Origin of the sequence: Streptomyces sp. NPDC096136 (genome assembly GCF_044763325.1) — a bacterium.
Classification (GTDB): Bacteria; Actinomycetota; Actinomycetes; order Streptomycetales; family Streptomycetaceae; genus Streptomyces.
This window is the reverse complement of record NZ_JBIWFZ010000002.1, coordinates 597,500-614,492: the sequence shown is the minus strand read 5'-3', so window position 1 is coordinate 614,492 and position 16,993 is coordinate 597,500. Positions and strand designations below refer to the sequence as shown.

Below are 16,993 nucleotides of genomic sequence, written 5' to 3'. Positions count from 1 at the left end.
ATGGCACACCACCGACCACTCCCGCCGCGCCCGGCCCCTTGTGGCCGGGCGCGGCGGGCATCACATCGGATGGCACACCACCGACCACTCCCGCCGCGCCCGGCCCCTTGTGGCCGGGCGCGGCGGGCATCACAGAGGAGACAAACGTGCGTGAGCATCTCGGCGGATTGCCTCAGGGGAGCGCTGCCCCGTACACCCGCAGTCGTCCGCTTCCCCCCTATCGGGGCATTCTCGCGGTGGACGCGAAGGGCTTTACGGGACATCCCGCCATCGAGCACGAAGTGATCAGCCGCGCCGTACCGGAACTGCTCAAGACCGCCCTGGTCCGGGCGGGACTGCCGGAGCTCTGGGCCGAACGCAAGTTTCCCGCCTCGACCGGTGACGGCTACGTCCTCGGATTCGATCCGTCCCTGATGCCGTTCGTGATCCACCCCCTGCTGCTCACCCTGCAGGACGTGCTGACCGACTTCAACGTGATGTCCCACGGTGTGGTGCCCATCAGGCTCCGCGTCAGCCTGAACGTTGGCCCGCTGCCGGAGACCGATGACGAGTTCAGCGGGAACGGAACGGCTCGCAACGACACCCACCGCCTGCTCGACTCACGTCCCGTCAAGGCTGTGCTCGCCTCCCACAAGGAGAACGTCACGCACGTGGCGGCCATTCTCTCGGATCGCTGCTACGAGGACGCCGTCGCCGGCGGGTACACCGGGCGACACCCCGATCACTTCGTGGAAGTGGCCGCCACGGTGGACGGCAAGCCGTTCGCCCAGAGGGCCTGGCTCTACGTCCCGCAGCCATCGGGTCCACTCTACGAGGAGACGCCGACGGCGACCGACGGCCGTGAGGCCGCGGTACGCGAGGACACCCATCCGGCGAAGAAGGGCAGGCCGCGGAGCGGTCGCGTCGACAACAGCGCTCCCAACGGCATCATCAACACGGGCACCGTGCACGGCGGTCAGAGCGTCGAGAACCACCGGGTCACCGGGGACCACGTTGCCGGCGACTACGTAGAAGGGAACAAAGCCAACCGGGTCCGGGGGTTCCAAGGGGACCAGGTACGCGGCAACAAGACCAGGAAGCGCTCATGAGCCCGGATGGTGGGGAGGTGCGCCCGGCGCTGCCCGGACCCGAGGGTCCGGTTCCTCAGGACGCACCCGAGGGCGAGCCGCCGTACGAGGAAGCCGAGCACGACATCTCCGAGCTTATCCATGCCATCGGTGCGGCCGGGGCGGCTTCGAGGCCCTTCGTTTACGCCCCCTACGGGAGCGTCAACACGGGCTCCGTTCGCGGCGGTCAACGCGTCCACAACTCGACCACGGGCGGACAGCGGGAACGGCGTGCCACCCGGGTGCACGAAGGACCGGTTCCGGAGGCCGAGCTCCACACGGCCGCGTTCGGCTTCGCGGAGCCCGCATGGTTCGCGGCCGCCGTCGCGGAATTGGGCCAAGGCCTGCTGTTCCTGGCCGGGCGACCTGGATCCGGTCGGCGTACTGCCGCTCTCAATCTGTTGCGCGAATGCTGCGGTGACGATGTCCCCCTGCGGGCCCTGGACAGCGTCACCGAACTCGACCGGTGGCAGCCCAGCGTCGGCTCCCCTCGCGGCTACATCGTGGACGGGCTCTTCCCGTCCCGGCCGCTCGGTCCCGGAGTGCTGGGACACGTGCGCTCCCTGCTGGAGAAGGCGGGATCGTGCATGGTGATCATCCTGCCCGACGACGAGGCCCTGCTGCAGCGCCTGGAACAAGAACTCCATGTCACTCCCGTCATGTGTCAGCCACCACCACCGGCGTCGGTGTTCGCGAGCAGGCTTGCTGCCGTCGCGCCGCTGGAGAACGAGCGTGAGCGCCTGTTGGCTGCACTGGACGGGGATCTGCTGGCAGAACTCTTGGTACCCGAGCTGGTGCCGGCCGAAGTGGTGGAGTTGGTGACCGCCATCGTCGAAGCCGACGGTGACGTGGATGCCCTCGGGGACCTCCGGGCACGGCTCAGCTACCGCGCTGAAAAGGAGGTGCCGCAGCTCATCGCAAGCCTGCGCAGCGACCCCGACGCCTTGGCCTTCCTGCTGGCAGCCTGCGTGTACGAGGGGCTGGACCACCGGATCGTTGCCGAGGAGGCCGCGCGGCTGCTGGAGCTGTCCGAAGGGCGGCTCGTGGCCGTACTCCCGGTGACAGATTCGCAGGGTGCGCGGCAAGAGGGACGGCCCAATCCCGACTTCGTCTTCAGGCGCCCCCTGACGGAGCTGCTGCACGCCGTCCGGGCCGGGCGGCAGCCGCGTGCGATCCGTGCGGACGGAGCCTACTCGTACCGGGTGGAACCCGTCGCCTTCGTGAGGCACCGGCAAGCCGAGCTCGTGTTGCGTCATGTGTGGCGCGAGTACGGGCAGTTGTCGGAGCTGCTCGTCAGGTGGCTGAGCGAGGTGAACCGCGACAGCGAGCTGACCGGACCCGTTGGCCGTGTCATGGGAATGGCGACGAGCTGGGGAGGTGGTCGCCGGGCATTGCGGCACGTCCATGCCCTCGCGCAGTCGGAGCGGACCACCAGCCGCCTGATAGCGGCGCACGCGCTGGGCATCGCGGCCGAAGACCCCGTGATGGTCGCGGAAGTGCGCTATCGCCTCCAGCAGTGGAGCCAGGCGAGAAGCCCGCACCTGAGGACCACGGTGGCCTATGCGTGCGCGGCGGAGTTCGGGTTGTCGCGCCCGGACGTTGCCCTGCGACTTCTCCGCACCCTCATCCGGGGCCTGCCGCCGCGAGACCGGGAGGACGAGGAGCAGGCCCGGGTTCGCCTCGCGGTCCGTGCGGCGATCCAGAACCTCTTTCAAGCAGGCAATGAGGAGAATGTGTTCGGCCGCTTGGTGGAGTGGCTGGACACGGACGGGGCCGAGCACGACCAGGTGCTCGTGCTGTTCGGTCAGTTGCTCCAGTCTCCCCGGTGGTTCCAGCGGCAGCTCGCGGAGCAGACCGTTCAGGGGCAGCTGATCACGGAGATCACCCGACGGTCCTTGAACGCGCCCGGATCCTTCGAGGCGACCTGCACGGCACTACTGCAGTGGGCCGATTGGGGACGCTGGGACGAGACGTCCGTCCAGGCCGTGGAGCACCTGTTCGCCGATCTCGCACTCTCGATGCAGCACGGTGAATTCCGGCTGTTCGTGGAGATCGACGAGCGGGGTTCCGAAGGCTGGGCGGGGCGTCACATTGCGCGGAATGCCATTGAGCGGTGGCGGCGAGGGGAACGGTGGGAGACAGCATGAGCGAGGAGCCGAGCGAGCGTCTGTACTCCCGGACGGTCAGGGCGCCCTGGAGAGAGATCCTCAGCCATCGCTGGTCGACCACGCGAGAACACTCTCTGGTGCTCAAGGACGAGGGCGGCAGATATTTCGTGCATGGCCGCCGTGGAGACCTGGAAGACGCCGGTGGATACGTCCCGGTGCTCGACGAAGCCGCCGTCCCCGGCATGAGCGGCAGTTACACCGAAGCCTTCCACGTCGACGCGACGGAGCACGCGGACACCCAGGCCGTTGGTCTGCCCACGGTGTACGGCACGGAGTCGGTCGATCTGTGGGTTGCCTGGTGGGTGCACGACCCCGTGCGCGTCGTACGAACGAAGACCTTGCACGGCTGGCACGTGGTGCGGATGCATCTCACCCGCGCCCTGCGCCATTTGGCCGAGGCACAGGACACTGCTGGAAGCGGACTGGGAGCTCCGGAGGTCATGCAACATCTCGGTGTCACCCAGCGAGTCGACGAATCCGGCCTGAGCTACCGGGTGTTCGATGTACGGCTCCGGGAACTGGGAGAGGAGATTCTCCTCGGTCAGCCTGAGAACGCGGGGGTGCGGTACTCCTGGACGACGAGTCGTCGCGGCGAGTACGAGTTCTGCCTCCAGGCGCTTCACGCGGGGCCGGTCTCACTGGCCGCGCTCTGGCTGCTGAGGCATCCCGATCAGGTACGCCAGGTGCTGGACTGGTCGGTTGACCATCAGGACCTTCTCAGTCCTCCACGTACGGACTGGCAGGAGGAATTGGCTTCGCTGCTGGGCTCGCTGACCGAGCAGGAGCGAAAGGAGATCTCCTACTTGCTGCGTGACCGTATCTCCGCGCTGGGGCGCCGGGTCCCAGGTGGGATTTGACCCGCAGTACCCACCAGCCTGGCCGAACCAACGGGTGTGCCGCTCCAGGGCGGCACACCCGTTCTGTTTGTTCCGTGTGCTCCGCACGGCTCGTATCTGTGAGTGCGATCACTCTGTGTGTGCTCCTCCGGAGCAGACGGCTGTGCGCCGTTACGGGACTCTCGAGTCGTCCAGGAAAGGACGTGCGGGCAAGCTCCGTGCGTCCCGATCGATCGGGAAGGGCGACATGCGGGAAGACCAGGTTCACCCAGCGGACAACGTGATCGCGTTTCGTCGCGCCAGGCCGGCAGGGCAGGAGGTGTCGGGCTCCCGGGGGGTGCCGGACGGCGCCGAGGAGTCGACTGCTCCGTCCGGCATGGTGCTGAAGGCCGATCGGGGGATCATCAACACCGGGACGGTTCATGGCGGCCAGCACGTCACCGTCACGGAGCTCTTCCGGCACCCGGCCTCGGGAGCTGACGGTGACGTTTGAGGGGCTTGGGGCCGGAGACCTCGACGCTCTCGCTTCCGCCTTGTGCTCGGCCCAGGGGGTGACGATCGTCGCGCCGAACAGCACGCTCAATACAGGTCTGGTGACCGGGGGCCAGCGCCACACGGTCTCCACCTCGCCCAGTGGCGACCCGGGCACAGCAGCCATGCGCCAGGGTCCGGTACGGCCGGAGGGCCTGAAGGCCATGAGGCGCCGTTTCGTGCCACCACCCGGCTTCGACGCTGCGCTCGCGGCACTCGATTCCGGTGTGTGCCTACTTGTCGGAGCACCGGGTACCGGTCGCGAGACAGTTGCGCTCAACCTCCTGGCACACGGCACGAAGGATCCGGTGCTTGTCCAGATCGACGGGGCCACGGACCTCACCCGATGGGGGCCGCCCTCTCGGGGAGTGCACGGCTACCTCATGATGGAGCCTTCTGATCCGTTCTCCCTCCGCGCCTGGCACATGGCACGGCTGGAAGCGCTGCTTGCGCAGACGCAGGCACGGTTCCTGATCGTGCTGGCAGATGTCCCCAGCCTCGTTACGACGTTGGCGGACCAGCTGGGCATGCCCGTGTTGCACCACCTGCCGCCTGATCCTCGACGGGTCTTCGCCGCCCATCTCGCGGAGGCCTGTCCCCATGAAGAGGTACGGGCTGGACTCCTGGCGTCTTTGGGGCCGCGTCTCGCGGAAGAGCTGCTGCCTGCCGACCTGCCACCCCGCTATGCGGCACAGGCGGCCGAGGCCGTGGCGCGGCTGGGTGTCACCCACGGAGTCTCCCCGGACGACGTGCTCGATGTCCTGACACGCGCAGAGGCATCGGAGCTCGTGGCACGGGTGCTGGAGGATCCCGTCCTCTTCGCCCACCTCTCGTCGCTGAGTGTCTTCGGCGGCCTCGAGCGTGCAGTGGTGGTGCGGCAGGCAGCGGAACTGCTCGAGCTGGCGGGTGGCGGATCCGAGCCTCGGCCTGACGAGAGGATTCCCGCTCGGCGACCCGGTTGGCAGCAGTCAACCGCTACGCCTCAGCGGCCGCTGTCGGACATCCTGCGCCTCCTCGGAGCCCGCTGCACGCCTCAGGCGGAGCCGGGCGCGGGCGACACCGCGTCTTTCTTCTGGCCGGCCGTGGGCGAGGCCGCGTGGCGGGTCTTGTGCCGTGAACATACAGATCTGTTGCCGCTGATGCATGCCTGGCTCGCCCGGACGGAAGAAGAAGAGGACCAGATCCAGCGGGCAGGTCAGGCGCTCCAAGCCATGGCCGTGGCGACCGGGGGCAGGTCCCTGGACTTCCTGCGCGAACTGGCACTGGCGCCTCGGCCTGCGGCCGTCGAGGTGGCGGCCTGGTGCCTGGCCGCTGCTACCGGGCACCGGACGGTGACTGCCAGAGCGGCGGACCTCCTGGAGGACTGGAGCGCCGCCTCCGAGACCGTACTGCGTAGGGCAGTGGCGTACGCATGCCGCGTGGACTGCGGTGGGCTCTCGGCACAGTCGGCCTTCTGCCTGATCCAAAGGGTGATGGGAACGCTCAGCGAAGAAGAGGAGGACGTGGTCGTTGGCGTCGCCCTCGCGGAGGCGCTGCTGCGGCGCTTCGAAGCAGGCGACACCGCGGCGCGGGCAACGATCCTGGGCGGCATGTGCGACTGGATCGCCTTCGACGGTGCGCCCTGTCAATGGGCGGCTCTCCTCTTCCCCCTCATGGCAGGCGCAGACCTAGCCTGGTGTGACAGTCAGATCCGCTCGGGTTCCTCGACTACTTCGGCGATTGTCGCACTGACCGCGCACGCTCTGAACGAATCGGTGGCGTACGCCTCGATGCGTGACGTCCTTCTCATGTGGTGCCACGAGGCGCACGCTGTGGCACGGCCCCATACGGGTCTGGAGGACCTCCTCGCACACCTCGTGGATTCCCGGCAGCCCGGATTTCTCCGATGGCTGCTTGCCGCCGCACGGAACCCGGACGGGACGCCCGGCAGGGACCTGGCCGGGAGCCTGCTCCATGTGTGGCGCAGCAAAGCCCCTACGCCTCACGTGGATTGAACAGGAGGAATCGATGTCATTTTCCCCTCACTCGGGAATCTTCGCCGCTGTCGAACGTCAGTGTGCGGGCCGGAACCCGGCGCCGGAACTGATGATCCGTCATGTCGCGGAGGGCGAGGACGTTCCGATCAGTCTGGAGCAGGCACGCAGTATCTTGTACGACCGCTGCGCGGACCCCTTGGTGTGCTCTGGGCTGTGGCGCCAGATCGCAGAGCGCAGCCGTTTTGATGCCGAGGAGTCCGAATGGCCCCTGGCCGTCGTATGGCTGGGACTTCCGGGGCTACGCCGCACCGCATTCCGACTCACCTGCCAATTCCGTGCGGAGCGCGCGGACGTCGAAGCCGAACTCATCACCGGCTACCTCGAGGCACTGGCAGAGATCGAGGCGGACACTCCTGAGCCTGGCAGCCGGATCCTACGCTCGGCCTGTTCCCGCGCGTGGTCCGCATGGCGCAGGAACCTCACCGAGATCGCGGTGGAGGGTGTGGGCGGAACCGACGGTGTCCCTGTCGGCATCGGCGCCAACGGTTTTTGGGAGGTGGAATACGACCCGTTTCCCCATGCGTTCGACCTCTCGGCTGGCCTGCGGATCAGCGTCCCCGCCCACCGAGTCGAAGGTGTGCGGATCGGCGCACTGGCCCAGGAGTGGGGTCTGGCGGGCGCGGCCGCATGCGATCGGATCTCCCGGCGGGGCCGTCAGGTCGGAGCCATCTCCCTGCGGCGGTCCAGTAGGGACCGATGACCGATCGCATGGACACACCCCTCACCTTCCGTGAGATCTTCAACCTTCCGGTCAGCGTGGATCTGAGGACGGCGGCCAGGGCGTTCGGCATGTGCCGGGCAACCGCCTACAAGCTCGTCGCTGGTGATGCCTTCCCCTGCGAGACGGTCCGGGTCGGTGGACGCCACCGGGTTCTCACCGTGGACCTCCTGCGCGCGCTGGGCATCGAAGAACGGCCCGTATTCGCTGACGAGGTCGCGGATGGCGTGGCCCTCACCCTCTTTGACTGACCTCGCCCGTCAGGGCACACCCGCAAACATTCACGAAGGAGCCTGCCATGCCCACGTGCTTCACCATCGGGGTGACACCTGCTGCGTCCCTGCCGTCCAGCGGAGTCGCCCCGGATCGGGCACAAAGATCGACGATCTTCCACGAAGACGTGGTACGTCCCACGTGTGAGCGATTCGGCCTCACTCTCCTCAGGGCGGACGAGCTGATGGCCGCCGGCCTGCCCACGGATCAGCTGGTGCGCCTCATCACCGAAGCGGACGTCGTCATCGCGGACCTTGACCGTTCGGCCGGTGCGCTGTCCTTCGGACTCGGTATGCGGCACGGGCTCGGTCGGTGCACCGTTCACGTCGCCGAGAGGCCCGGCAGTCCATTCGCGGCCGGAGGGATCCCGATCGTCGAAATGCCGTCCCTGCGTGCCGGCGCGCAGGCGTCGCGCCGACAGCTGGGCACCGTACTGACCGAAGTCTTCCCCGAGGTGTCACAGGTCTCTCCGCAGACCGAACCTGCGGAGCAGAGCCGCGCGGCTCCGCGAGAGGAGCTCGACGAGGACGCCCCCGGCCTCTTCGATCTGGTCGCGGAGGCGGAGGCACAGCTGGAAGCCATCACGGACGACATGGACGATGTGGAGTCCGCCCTGACGGATCTCGGAGCGATGATGGAGCTCGTCGCCGAGGACATGGTTCGTGTGAGCCAGCCCGGTGCGTCGATGGGCACCAGGCTTGCGGTGGTCAAGCGACTGGCCAAGGCCATCGACGGCCCTGCGGACGAGCTCGAAGCGGCGGCCGAACGCTTTGCCGGACGCATGCAGGCCGCCGTCATCGCCTTCGGGGCGTTCCTGGACTGGACCGGGAACACGCCGCGTGGGGAATGGCCGGACGGAGTGATCGGACTTCTGGACCAGGTGGTGGGCATGTCCGGAGACATCAAGACGGCGGCGGACGGCTACCAGGAGGTGATGGCGGTGATGGAACTGTTCGCGACCTCCAGCCGCCACCTGCGCCGTCCGGTCCGGCGGATCGGGACATCGTTCCAGACCCTGTTCCGGAGTGTCGCAGTGTTCGAGTCGTGGCGGGACCTGGCGGAAGAGCTCAGGGGGAGCTGAACGATGAGACCTCGCCCGTAGGCCGACAGGTGCACGGGCGGAGCCGTGAGAGCGCTTGGGAGGGCGGAACCCCTCCCAAGCGCTCTATTGGTGAGGGGACAGGAGGAGGTCCGGGGGGCCCGGGAGGGGGTGGCCGAGGAGGGTGCGGAGGGTGGCGTACGCCGTCGTGTCGCCGGCCAGGACGCCGCCGAGGAGGGCGCCGGTGGCGGCGTCGAGGACCAGTTTGGCGTAGCGGGAGCCGCCGCGGTCCGTGCGGATGAACTCCAGGGCCCCGGCGGTGCGGGCGTGGGCGTCGCCGAAGCTGCCGACCTCCACGCCGAGCAGCTTGAGCCTGGTGGACAGGTCGGGGTCGGCGAAGGCGGGGCCGGGGTCCTCGCCGGCCAGGTCCCGGGCCACCAGTTCGGCCATGCGGTAGCCGGGGCCGACCAGGCCGTGGCAGCGGCCGTCGACGGCGGCGCAGTCGCCGACGGCCCGGATCAGCGGGTCCGCGGTGCGGCAGCGGGCGTCGACGAGGAAGCCGCCGCGCTCGCCGGTGGCCAGGCCGGCCCCGGCGGCGAGCTCGTCGCGCGGCCGGACCCCGGTGGAGAAGACCACCAGGTCGGCGTCGAGGACCTCGTCGTCGGCCAGGGTGACCGACCGCACGGCCCCGTCCGCTCCCGCGTCCACGGACCGCAGCCCCACCCCGCAGCGCGGCCGGACGCCCAGCCCGTCGACGAGCCGGCCGAGCACCTCGCCGCCGCCCTCGTCCAGCTGGACCGCCATCAGCCAGGGCGCCGCCTCCACCACCTGGGTGCGCATGCCGAGGGCCGCGAGCGCGCCCGCCGCCTCCAGCCCGAGGAGCCCGCCGCCGACGACCACGGCGGGGCGTCCCGGCCGGGCGGCCGCGCGGATCGCCGCCACGTCGCCGAGGGTGCGGTAGACGTGGCAGCCCGGCAGGTCGTGGCCGGGCACCGGCGGGACGAAGGGGCGGGCGCCGGTGGCCAGGACGAGGGCGTCGTAGGAGGTGGCCGAGCCGTCCGCGCAGACCACGGCGCGGGCCTCCCGGTCGATCCGCACGGCCTGCCGCGACAGCCTCAGCTCGACCTGGTCGTCGTCGGCGAAGGAGGCTCCGTCCAGGGCGAGTTCCTCCGGGTCGGCGCCCCGCGCGTACGAGGACAGCCGGATCCGGTCGTACGCGGGCCGGGGCTCCTCGGCGAGGACCACGACCCGCCAGTCGCCGCCGAGGTCGCGGTCGCGCACCTCGCGGACCAGCCGGTGGCCCACCATGCCGTGGCCGACGACGACGAGCACCCGCCTCATGACACCGCCTCCTGTCGTGTCTCCTGCGCGGCCCAGGCCGCGCACCGGGCCCGTACCTCCTCGGCGCAGCCCCCGCAGCCCGTACCGGCGCGGGTGGCGGCCGCCAGCGCGGCGGCCGTACGGGATCCGGCCCGCCAGGCGGCGGCCAGGGCGTCGCCGGTGACGTGGTTGCAGTGGCAGACCAGGGCCGTGCCCGGTGGCGGGCCGGCCGCGTAGGCGGGGGCCTCGCCGAGCAGCAGCGCCAGCCGGTCCACGGGCACGGCCTCGCCCCGCTGGTGCAGCCGGACCACTCCCGCGGCCGCCCGGTGCAGCCCGACGAGCACCGCCCCGGTCAGCCGCCCGGAGCGCAGCGAGAGGCGGGCGTACCGCCCGGCGGCGGCGTCGCCGAGGACGACGGTCTCGTCCGCGCCCGCCGTCGTGCCCACCCGCAGGAGGTCCAGCTCGGGAGCCTTCAGCCGCAGCACGCCCCGGGCTCCGGGATGCCGGGCGCTGCCGCCGGTGAGCAGCACGGCCAGGGTCTCCGCCTGCTCCCATGCGGAGGCGAAGCCGCCGGACGGCACCCGTCCGGTGGGCCCCGGGGCGGCGTCGGGGCCGTACCCGCCGCCGTCGAGGGGCTCGGCGCAGTCGCCGATCGCGTACACCCGGGCGGCGCTGGTGCGCAGCCGGTGGTCGACGAGCACGCCGGAGCGGACCGCCAGCCCGGCTGCGCGGGCCAGCTCCACCCGCGGGCGGGCCCCCACGCACAGCAGGGCCTCGCCGGCCTCCACCCGGCTCCCGTCGTCCAGGGTCAGGGCCCCGGCGCCGTCGCGGGCGGTGACGGTCCGGCCGAGCCGCAGGTCGACGGCGAGGGCCCGCAGCCGCCCCGCCACCGCCTCGCCCGCCCGGGGGTCCAGGTGGCGGTCGAGCGGGTACGGCCCGCGGTGCACGAGCACGACCGGGCGTCCGCGCCGGCGCAGCGCCAGGGCGGCCTCCACCCCGAGGACCCCGGCGCCCACGACGGCCACCGGCCCGCTCCCCGAGACCAGCCCGGCCGCGTCGGCGAGGGTCCGCAGCGGCCGCACCCCGGGCGCGAGCCGCCCGTCCGCCGAGCGCGCCCAGCCCGGTCCGGGCAGGACCGGCGCGGCCCCGGTGGCCAGTACGAGGCGGTCGTACGGGTGGGCCTCCCCGTCGGAGGCGTGCACGAGGCGGCGGCGCGGGTCGAGGCGGACGGCCCGGACGCCGAGCCGCAGCGCCGTTCCCGGCGGCGGCTCCGGCAGCCGCAGCGCCCCTGCGGGCAGGGTGCCGTCCAGGACGGCCGTCAGCAGGGGCCGGCTGTAGGCGGGTTCGGGCTCGGCGCCCAGGACGGTGACCGGGCCCGGCGGACCGTGCCGCCCGAGCCGCTCGACGAGCCGGTGCGCGGCGGGCCCGTAGCCGACGACGACGGTCCGTCCGCCGGGAGCGGGGCCGCTCACCGGGCCGCCTCGATCCGTACGGCGCACACCTTGAACTCGGGCATCCGGCTGCGCGGGTCGAGGGCGGCGCTGGTGAACAGGTTGGCCCGGCCGGCGCCCGGGAAGTGGAAGGGGACGAACACGGTGTCGGTCCGCATCGAGGCGTCGCAGCGCACCTCGGCCAGTACCGCGCCGCGGGCCGAGACGACCCGGGCGGACTGCCCGTCGCACAGGCCGGCGCGGGCCGCCGTGTCCGGGTGGACCTGGACGAACGGCGCCGGGGCGGCCTCCAGCAGCTCGGGGACGCGGCGGGTCTGGGCCCCGCTCTGGTAGTGGGCCAGGATGCGCCCGGTCGTGGCGTACAGGGGGAAGGCGGTGCCGGGCCGTTCGGCGGAGTCGCGGTGCTCGACCGGGGTGAAGCGGGCCCTGCCGTCGGGGTGCGCGAACTGGTCGAGGAACATCCGCGGAGTCCCGTCCTGCCCCTCGGGGCAGGGCCAGTGCAGGGCCTCGCCGGCGTCGAGCCGGGCGTAGTCGATGCCGGAGTAGTCCGCGGGGGCGCCCCGGGTGGCGGCCCGGAGCTCCTCGAAGACCTCCCGCGGGGTGTCCGGGTAGCGGTGCGCGGGCTCGCCGAGCCGGACGGCCAGCCCGCGCAGCACGGACGGGTCGGACCGGACGCCCGGGGGCGGGTCGAGGAGCCGGTGGCGGCGCAGCACCCGGCCCTCCAGATTGGTCACGGTGCCCTCCTCCTCGGCCCACTGGGTGACGGGAAGGACGACGTCGGCGGCGAGGGCGGTCTCGGAGGGGACGAAGTCGGCGACGACGAGCAGGTCGAGCGCCGCCAGCCGCCCGGTGATCCGGCCGGCGTCCGGAGCCGACACCACCGGGTTGCAGCCGAACACGAGCAGGGCCCGGGGGCCGCCGGGGCCGCCGATCGCGTCGAGGAGCTCGTACGCGCTGACGCCGGGACCCGGGATCCGCTCCGGTTCGACCCCCCACACGGCGGCGACGTGGGCCCGGGCGGCCGGGTCGGTGATCGAGCGGTAGCCGGGCAGCTGGTCGGCCTTCTGGCCGAGTTCGCGGCCGCCCTGGCCGTTGCCCTGACCGGTGAGGGTGCCGAAGCCGCGGCCGGGGCGGCCCGGCAGGCCCAGGGCGAGGGCGAGGTTGGCGAAGGCGGCGACGGTGTCGCTGCCCTTGCTGTGCTGTTCGGCGCCCCGGCCGGTCAGCACGTAGGCGCGGGGGGCGGCGGCCAGCATCCGTACGGCCGTGCGCAGGTCGGCGGCGGAGACCCCGGTCACCGTCTCGACGCGTTCGGGCCACCAGGACGAGGCCCGCGCCCAGGTCTCGTCGAACCCGGTGGTGCGCTCGGCCACGTACGCCTTGTCGAGCAGCCCCTCGGTGACGGCGAGGTGGAGCAGGCCCAGGGCGAGGGCGAGGTCGGTTCCGGGGGCGGGGCGCAGGTGCAGGGCGGCGGCGGCCGCGGTGCGGGTGCGCCGGGGGTCTACGACGATCAGGTCGGCCCGGTCGAGGTGGCGCATGAGGGGCGGCATGGTCTCGGCGGGGTTGGCGCCCGCGAGCAGGACGGTCCCGGCGTCGTCGAGGTCGGTGACGGGGAAGGGCAGGCCCCGGTCCAGCCCGAACGCGGCCGTCTGGGCGACGGCGGCGGAGGCCATGCAGAAGCGGCCGTTGTAGTCGATGCGGCTGGTGCCGAGGGCCAGCCGGGCGAACTTGCCGAGCAGGTAGGCCTTCTCGTTGGTGAGCGCGCCGCCGCCCAGGACGGCGACGGAGTCGGGGCCGTGGGCGGCGCGCAGGGCGCGCAGCCGGCCGGCGACGAGGTCGAGGGCGCGGTCCCAGCCGGCCGGGGCGAGCCGCCCCGCCGCGTCGCGGACGAGCGGGGTGGTCAGCCGGTCGGGGGCGCCCAGTACGGCGGCCGCGGTCCAGCCCTTGTGGCACAGGCTGCCCCGGTTGGCGGGGAACGCGGGGTCGGGGTGGGCGACGACGGCGCCGCGCGTTCCGGAGAGCAGGGTCCCGCACTGGAGGGCGCAGTAGGGGCAGTGGGTGGCGGTCGCGGTCGGCCGCTCGGGTGTGGGGGAGGCGGGGAGCGAGGGGTCGCAGGGGCGGGGGAGTTCGGTCTCGGTCACGAGGCACACGTCCGTCCGGGGGAGGCATAACGGACAAAATTAACGATTCTGCACTTCCCGAGGCAGTGTTTTGATACGCCATAGGAAATCCCAAATCGTCACCAACCCGGACGGCGACCGGATTCCGGCGCCTCAGCCGGAGAAGGAGCCGTGCCGCCCGGCCCCGGAGGTGAAGCGGGCCGCACCCGCAAGCGTCTCGCCGGCCGACAGGGGCACCATCCCGTGCCGCAGTTCGTTCGCCAGCGCCTCGCCCTCCGCCAGCCCGTGCTGCTCCCGCACCGAGAGCCGGTCGTGGCGCAGGCACAGCTGCGGGAAGGCGGCGATCTCCCGGGCGAGCTCCTCGGCGGCCCGCCGGGCCTGCCCGGGCGGCACGAGGCGGTTGGCCAGCCCGATCGCGTGGGCCTCGGCGGCCGGGACCGGACGGCCGGTCAGGACCAGGTCCATCGCCCGGCTCTCGCCGATCAGGCGGGGCAGCCGGACCGTGCCCCCGTCGATCAGGGGCACGCCCCAGCGGCGGCAGAACACCCCGAAGACCGCGTCCTCCTCCACCACGCGCAGATCGCACCAGAGCGCCAGCTCCAGCCCGCCGGCCACGGCGTGGCCCGCGACGGCCGCGATCACCGGCTTGGTCAGCCGCAGCCGGGTCGGGCCCATCGGACCGTCGCCCTCCGGCTCGACGCGGTTGCCGTCCGCGGTCCCGACGGCCTTGAGGTCGGCGCCCGCGCAGAACGTCCCGCCCTCGCCCCACAGCACCGCGACCGACGCCGACCCGTCCGCCTCGAACTCCCTGAAGGCGTCCGTCAGCCGGCGTGCCGTCGCCCCGTCCACGGCGTTGCGGGCCGCGGGCCGCGACAGCACCACCGTGGTCACGGCCCCGTCCCGCTCGACGCGGACGGCGGGGGCGGCAGCGGGTTCGGTCATGGCCGCATTCTCGCCCGGCCGCCGCCCGTTGACCAGGTCCCGCCGCCGCGCCGCTTCCCTCCGCCGTTGTGCCGCTTCCGCTCCGCCGCCGCGCCGCTTCCGCTCCGCCGCCGCGCCGCTTCCCTCCGCCGTTGTGCCGCTTCCGCTCCGCCGCCGCGCCGCTTCCGCTCCGCCGCCGCGCCGCTTCCGCTCCGCCGCCGCGCCGCTTCCGCTCCGCCGCCGCGCCGCTTCCGCTCCGCGGCTCAGCCGATCCGTCGGGCGCCCGCCGACGGTACGGCCTCCAGCACGGCCGGAGCTCCGAACCCGGCCGCGGCGAAGGCGTCCGCCACGGCGCCGGCCACGGCGGCGGCCCCGTCGGCCCGCACCAGCGCGATCACCGAGCCGCCGAAGCCGCCCCCCGTCATCCGGGCCCCCAGCGCCCCCGCCGCGACGGCCGCCTCCACCGCGAGGTCGGCCTCGGGGCAGGAGACCCCGTAGTCGTCCCTCAGCGAGGCGTGGCCGGCCGTCAGCAGCGGGCCCAGGGCCCCGGGTCCGCCCGCGGTCAGCAGCTCCACCGCCCGGGCCACCCGCGCGTTCTCCGTCACCACGTGCCGGACCAGCGGGACCAGCTCCGCCGGCAGCCGCCCCAGCGCCGCGGGGAGCTCCGGCTCCCCGAGGTCCCGCAGGGCGGGCAGGCCCAGCAGCCGCGCCGCGCGTTCGCAGCCCGCCCGCAGCGCGGCGTACGCCCCGTCGGCCAGGTCGTGCTTGACCCCGGTGTCGAGGACCAGCAGCCGCAGCCCGTGCCCCCCGAGGTCGAACGGCACCTGCCGGACCTCCAGGCTCCGGCTGTCCAGGTGCAGGGCGCTGCCCTCGGCGCAGCAGACCGAGGCCATCTGGTCCATGACCCCGCACGGCACCCCCGCGAAGGCGTTCTCGGCGTACTGGGCCACCCGCGCCAGCTCCGGCCGGCCCAGCCCCAGCCCGTACAGCTCCGCGTACGCCACAGCCACCGCGCACTCCAGCGCCGCCGACGACGACAGCCCGGCCCCCGTCGGAACCGTGCTGTCCAGGTGCAGGTCCGCGCCCCCGACGGGCAGCCCCCGTGCGCGCAGCGCCCAGACCACCCCGGCGGGGTAGCGGGCCCAGCCGGGCACCGTGCCCGGGGCGAGGTCCGCCACCCGCAGCTCGGTGACCCCGCCGTCGCCCTGGGCGCTGTGCAGCCGCAGCAGCCCGTCGGGGCGGCGGCGGGCGGCGAGCACGGCGGTCTGCGGCAGGGCCATCGGCAGGGCGAAGCCGTCGTTGTAGTCGGTGTGCTCGCCGATCAGGTTGACCCGCCCCGGTGCGGCCCACACCCCCTCGGGGGCGCCGCCGTGGACCCGTCCGAAGTCCCGCACCACCCGCGCGCTCACCGTGCCTCCCGCAGCCGCCGCGCCGCCGCCTCCGGCGACACGTCGTTCATGAACGCGTCCATCCCCGACTCGGTCCCGGCCAGGTACTTGAGCTTGTCGGCGGTCCGCCGGACGGTGAACAGCTCCAGGTGCAGGGCGAGTTCCGCCCCGCCCGCCGTCGGGGCCTGGTGCCAGGCGGAGACGTACGGAGTGGGCTCCGCCAGCCCGAACAGCCCGTCGAAGCGCCCCAGCAGGTCCAGGTAGAGGCCGGGGAACTCGGCCCGCTCCGCCTCGGTGAGGCGGGTCAGGTCGGCCACCCTGCGGTGCGGGTAGAGGTGGACCTCGTAGGGCCACCGGGCGGCGTACGGGACGAAGGCCGTCCAGTGCTCCCCGGCCAGCACCACCCGCTCCGTGGCGGAGCGGGCCTCGGCCAGGAGGTCCTCGAACAGGTTCCGCCCGGTGGCGGCCCGGTGGGCGGCCGCCGCCGCGAGGTGCTTGGCGGTGCGCGGGGTGGGGACGGAGAAGGCGTAGATCTGGCCGTGCGGATGCGGCAGGGTGACGCCGATCTCCGCGCCGCGGTTCTCGAAGCAGTACACCTGCGCCACACCGGGGCGGGCGCGCAGCGCGGCGGTGCGGTCGGTCCAGGCGTCCAGCACCAGCCGGGCCCGCTCGGGGGTGAGGTCGGCGAAGCCCGCATCGTGCTCGGGCGTGAAGCACACCACCTCGCAGCGCCCGGCGGCGCCGGAGAGGGAGGGGAAGCGGTTCTCGAAGACGGCCACCTCGTAGTCGGCGGCCGGGATCTCGCTCTGCCGGCCGCCGCGCGAGGGGCACAGCGGGCAGGCGTCGGCGGGCGGGTGGTAGGTGCGGGCCTGCCGGTGGGCGGCGATGGTGACCCAGTCGCCCGTGGCCGGGTCCCGGCGCAGTTCCGGGCTGCTCTCGACGCGGTCCAGGGGGCGCCCGTCCCCGGCCGAGCGGTCCCGGCCGGGGACGCTGTCGTAGTAGATGAGCTCGCGGCCGTCCGCGAGCTCGGTGACGGTCGTGTACACGTCCTCGCCTGTCTGTCGGGGGAGTGCGCGGGGAAGGGAGCGG

At 72.8% G+C, this 16,993-nt stretch carries 14 protein-coding genes; 8 read left to right on the top strand and 6 right to left on the bottom strand.

The window, feature by feature from the left end; genetic code table 11:
* Positions 1-146 precede the first annotated feature (146 nt).
* The 8 genes from ACIRBY_RS05955 to ACIRBY_RS05920 all read left to right on the top strand — a co-directional run bounded on the left by ACIRBY_RS05955 (position 147) and on the right by ACIRBY_RS05920 (position 8,749).
* Complete coding sequence (locus tag ACIRBY_RS05955; RefSeq protein ID WP_403896723.1) at positions 147-1,088, top strand: hypothetical protein; 942 nt, start codon at positions 147-149, stop codon at positions 1,086-1,088.
* Positions 1,085-3,253: a hypothetical protein gene (locus tag ACIRBY_RS05950; protein ID WP_403896720.1), complete on the top strand. Its 2,169-nt coding sequence runs from the start codon at positions 1,085-1,087 to the stop codon at positions 3,251-3,253. Before ACIRBY_RS05955 ends, ACIRBY_RS05950 begins: the two co-directional genes overlap by 4 nt.
* Positions 3,250-4,131, top strand: coding sequence for a hypothetical protein (locus tag ACIRBY_RS05945; RefSeq protein ID WP_403896717.1), 882 nt, complete (start codon positions 3,250-3,252; stop codon positions 4,129-4,131). Before ACIRBY_RS05950 ends, ACIRBY_RS05945 begins: the two co-directional genes overlap by 4 nt.
* 226 nt (positions 4,132-4,357) lie before the next feature.
* Positions 4,358-4,603, top strand: a complete 246-nt coding sequence (locus ACIRBY_RS05940) for an S-type pyocin domain-containing protein (protein WP_403896714.1) — start codon at positions 4,358-4,360, stop codon at positions 4,601-4,603.
* A 58-nt stretch (positions 4,604-4,661) separates the two neighbouring features.
* Positions 4,662-6,635, top strand: a complete 1,974-nt coding sequence (locus ACIRBY_RS05935; protein WP_403896711.1) for a hypothetical protein — start codon at positions 4,662-4,664, stop codon at positions 6,633-6,635.
* A 13-nt stretch (positions 6,636-6,648) separates the two neighbouring features.
* The gene (locus tag ACIRBY_RS05930; RefSeq protein WP_403896709.1) at positions 6,649-7,377 is read left to right on the top strand and encodes a hypothetical protein; all 729 of its coding nucleotides are present in this window, start codon (positions 6,649-6,651) and stop codon (positions 7,375-7,377) included.
* Complete coding sequence (locus ACIRBY_RS05925) at positions 7,374-7,646, top strand: DNA-binding protein (RefSeq protein WP_403896706.1); 273 nt, start codon at positions 7,374-7,376, stop codon at positions 7,644-7,646. Before ACIRBY_RS05930 ends, ACIRBY_RS05925 begins: the two co-directional genes overlap by 4 nt.
* Positions 7,647-7,693: 47 nt before the next feature.
* Entirely contained in the window at positions 7,694-8,749 is a 1,056-nt protein-coding gene (locus tag ACIRBY_RS05920; RefSeq protein ID WP_403896703.1) for a hypothetical protein, read from the top strand.
* Positions 8,750-8,833: 84 nt separating this feature from the next.
* Here the strand turns inward: ACIRBY_RS05920 and ACIRBY_RS05915 are convergent, their stop codons facing one another.
* The 6 genes from ACIRBY_RS05915 to galT form a co-directional block, all read right to left on the bottom strand.
* Positions 8,834-10,048 carry an NAD(P)/FAD-dependent oxidoreductase gene (locus ACIRBY_RS05915; RefSeq protein WP_403896700.1) on the bottom strand — a complete coding sequence of 405 codons (1,215 nt, stop codon included), beginning with the start codon at positions 10,046-10,048 and terminating at the stop codon, positions 8,834-8,836.
* Positions 10,045-11,499, bottom strand: a complete 1,455-nt coding sequence (locus tag ACIRBY_RS05910) for an FAD-dependent oxidoreductase (RefSeq protein WP_403896697.1) — start codon at positions 11,497-11,499, stop codon at positions 10,045-10,047. Before ACIRBY_RS05910 ends, ACIRBY_RS05915 begins: the two co-directional genes overlap by 4 nt.
* Complete coding sequence (locus ACIRBY_RS05905) at positions 11,496-13,499, bottom strand: molybdopterin oxidoreductase family protein (RefSeq protein ID WP_403896907.1); 2,004 nt, start codon at positions 13,497-13,499, stop codon at positions 11,496-11,498. The genes ACIRBY_RS05910 and ACIRBY_RS05905 overlap by 4 nt, the downstream gene beginning before the upstream one ends.
* Positions 13,500-13,748: 249 nt before the next feature.
* Complete coding sequence (locus ACIRBY_RS05900) at positions 13,749-14,537, bottom strand: crotonase/enoyl-CoA hydratase family protein (protein WP_403896694.1); 789 nt, start codon at positions 14,535-14,537, stop codon at positions 13,749-13,751.
* Between the two features lie 242 nt (positions 14,538-14,779).
* On the bottom strand, positions 14,780-15,925 hold the full coding sequence (gene galK, locus ACIRBY_RS05895; protein WP_403896692.1) for a galactokinase: 1,146 nt from the start codon (positions 15,923-15,925) through the stop codon (positions 14,780-14,782).
* On the bottom strand, positions 15,922-16,950 hold the full coding sequence (gene galT / locus ACIRBY_RS05890; RefSeq protein WP_403896689.1) for a galactose-1-phosphate uridylyltransferase: 1,029 nt from the start codon (positions 16,948-16,950) through the stop codon (positions 15,922-15,924). The genes galK and galT overlap by 4 nt, the downstream gene beginning before the upstream one ends.
* Positions 16,951-16,993 lie beyond the last annotated feature (43 nt).

Excerpts from the sequence above, each read along its gene's own strand:
- ACIRBY_RS05950 (WP_403896720.1), top strand. The coding sequence starts at position 1,085 with ATGAGCCCGGATGGTGGGGAGGTGCGCCCGGCGCTGCCCGGACCCGAG.
- ACIRBY_RS05945 (WP_403896717.1), top strand. The coding sequence starts at position 3,250 with ATGAGCGAGGAGCCGAGCGAGCGTCTGTACTCCCGGACGGTCAGGGCG.
- ACIRBY_RS05940 (WP_403896714.1), top strand. The coding sequence starts at position 4,358 with ATGCGGGAAGACCAGGTTCACCCAGCGGACAACGTGATCGCGTTTCGT.
- ACIRBY_RS05930 (WP_403896709.1), top strand. The coding sequence starts at position 6,649 with ATGTCATTTTCCCCTCACTCGGGAATCTTCGCCGCTGTCGAACGTCAG.
- ACIRBY_RS05925 (WP_403896706.1), top strand. The coding sequence starts at position 7,374 with ATGACCGATCGCATGGACACACCCCTCACCTTCCGTGAGATCTTCAAC.
- ACIRBY_RS05920 (WP_403896703.1), top strand. The coding sequence starts at position 7,694 with ATGCCCACGTGCTTCACCATCGGGGTGACACCTGCTGCGTCCCTGCCG.
- ACIRBY_RS05915 (WP_403896700.1), bottom strand. The coding sequence starts at position 10,048 with ATGAGGCGGGTGCTCGTCGTCGTCGGCCACGGCATGGTGGGCCACCGG.
- ACIRBY_RS05900 (WP_403896694.1), bottom strand. The coding sequence starts at position 14,537 with ATGACCGAACCCGCTGCCGCCCCCGCCGTCCGCGTCGAGCGGGACGGG.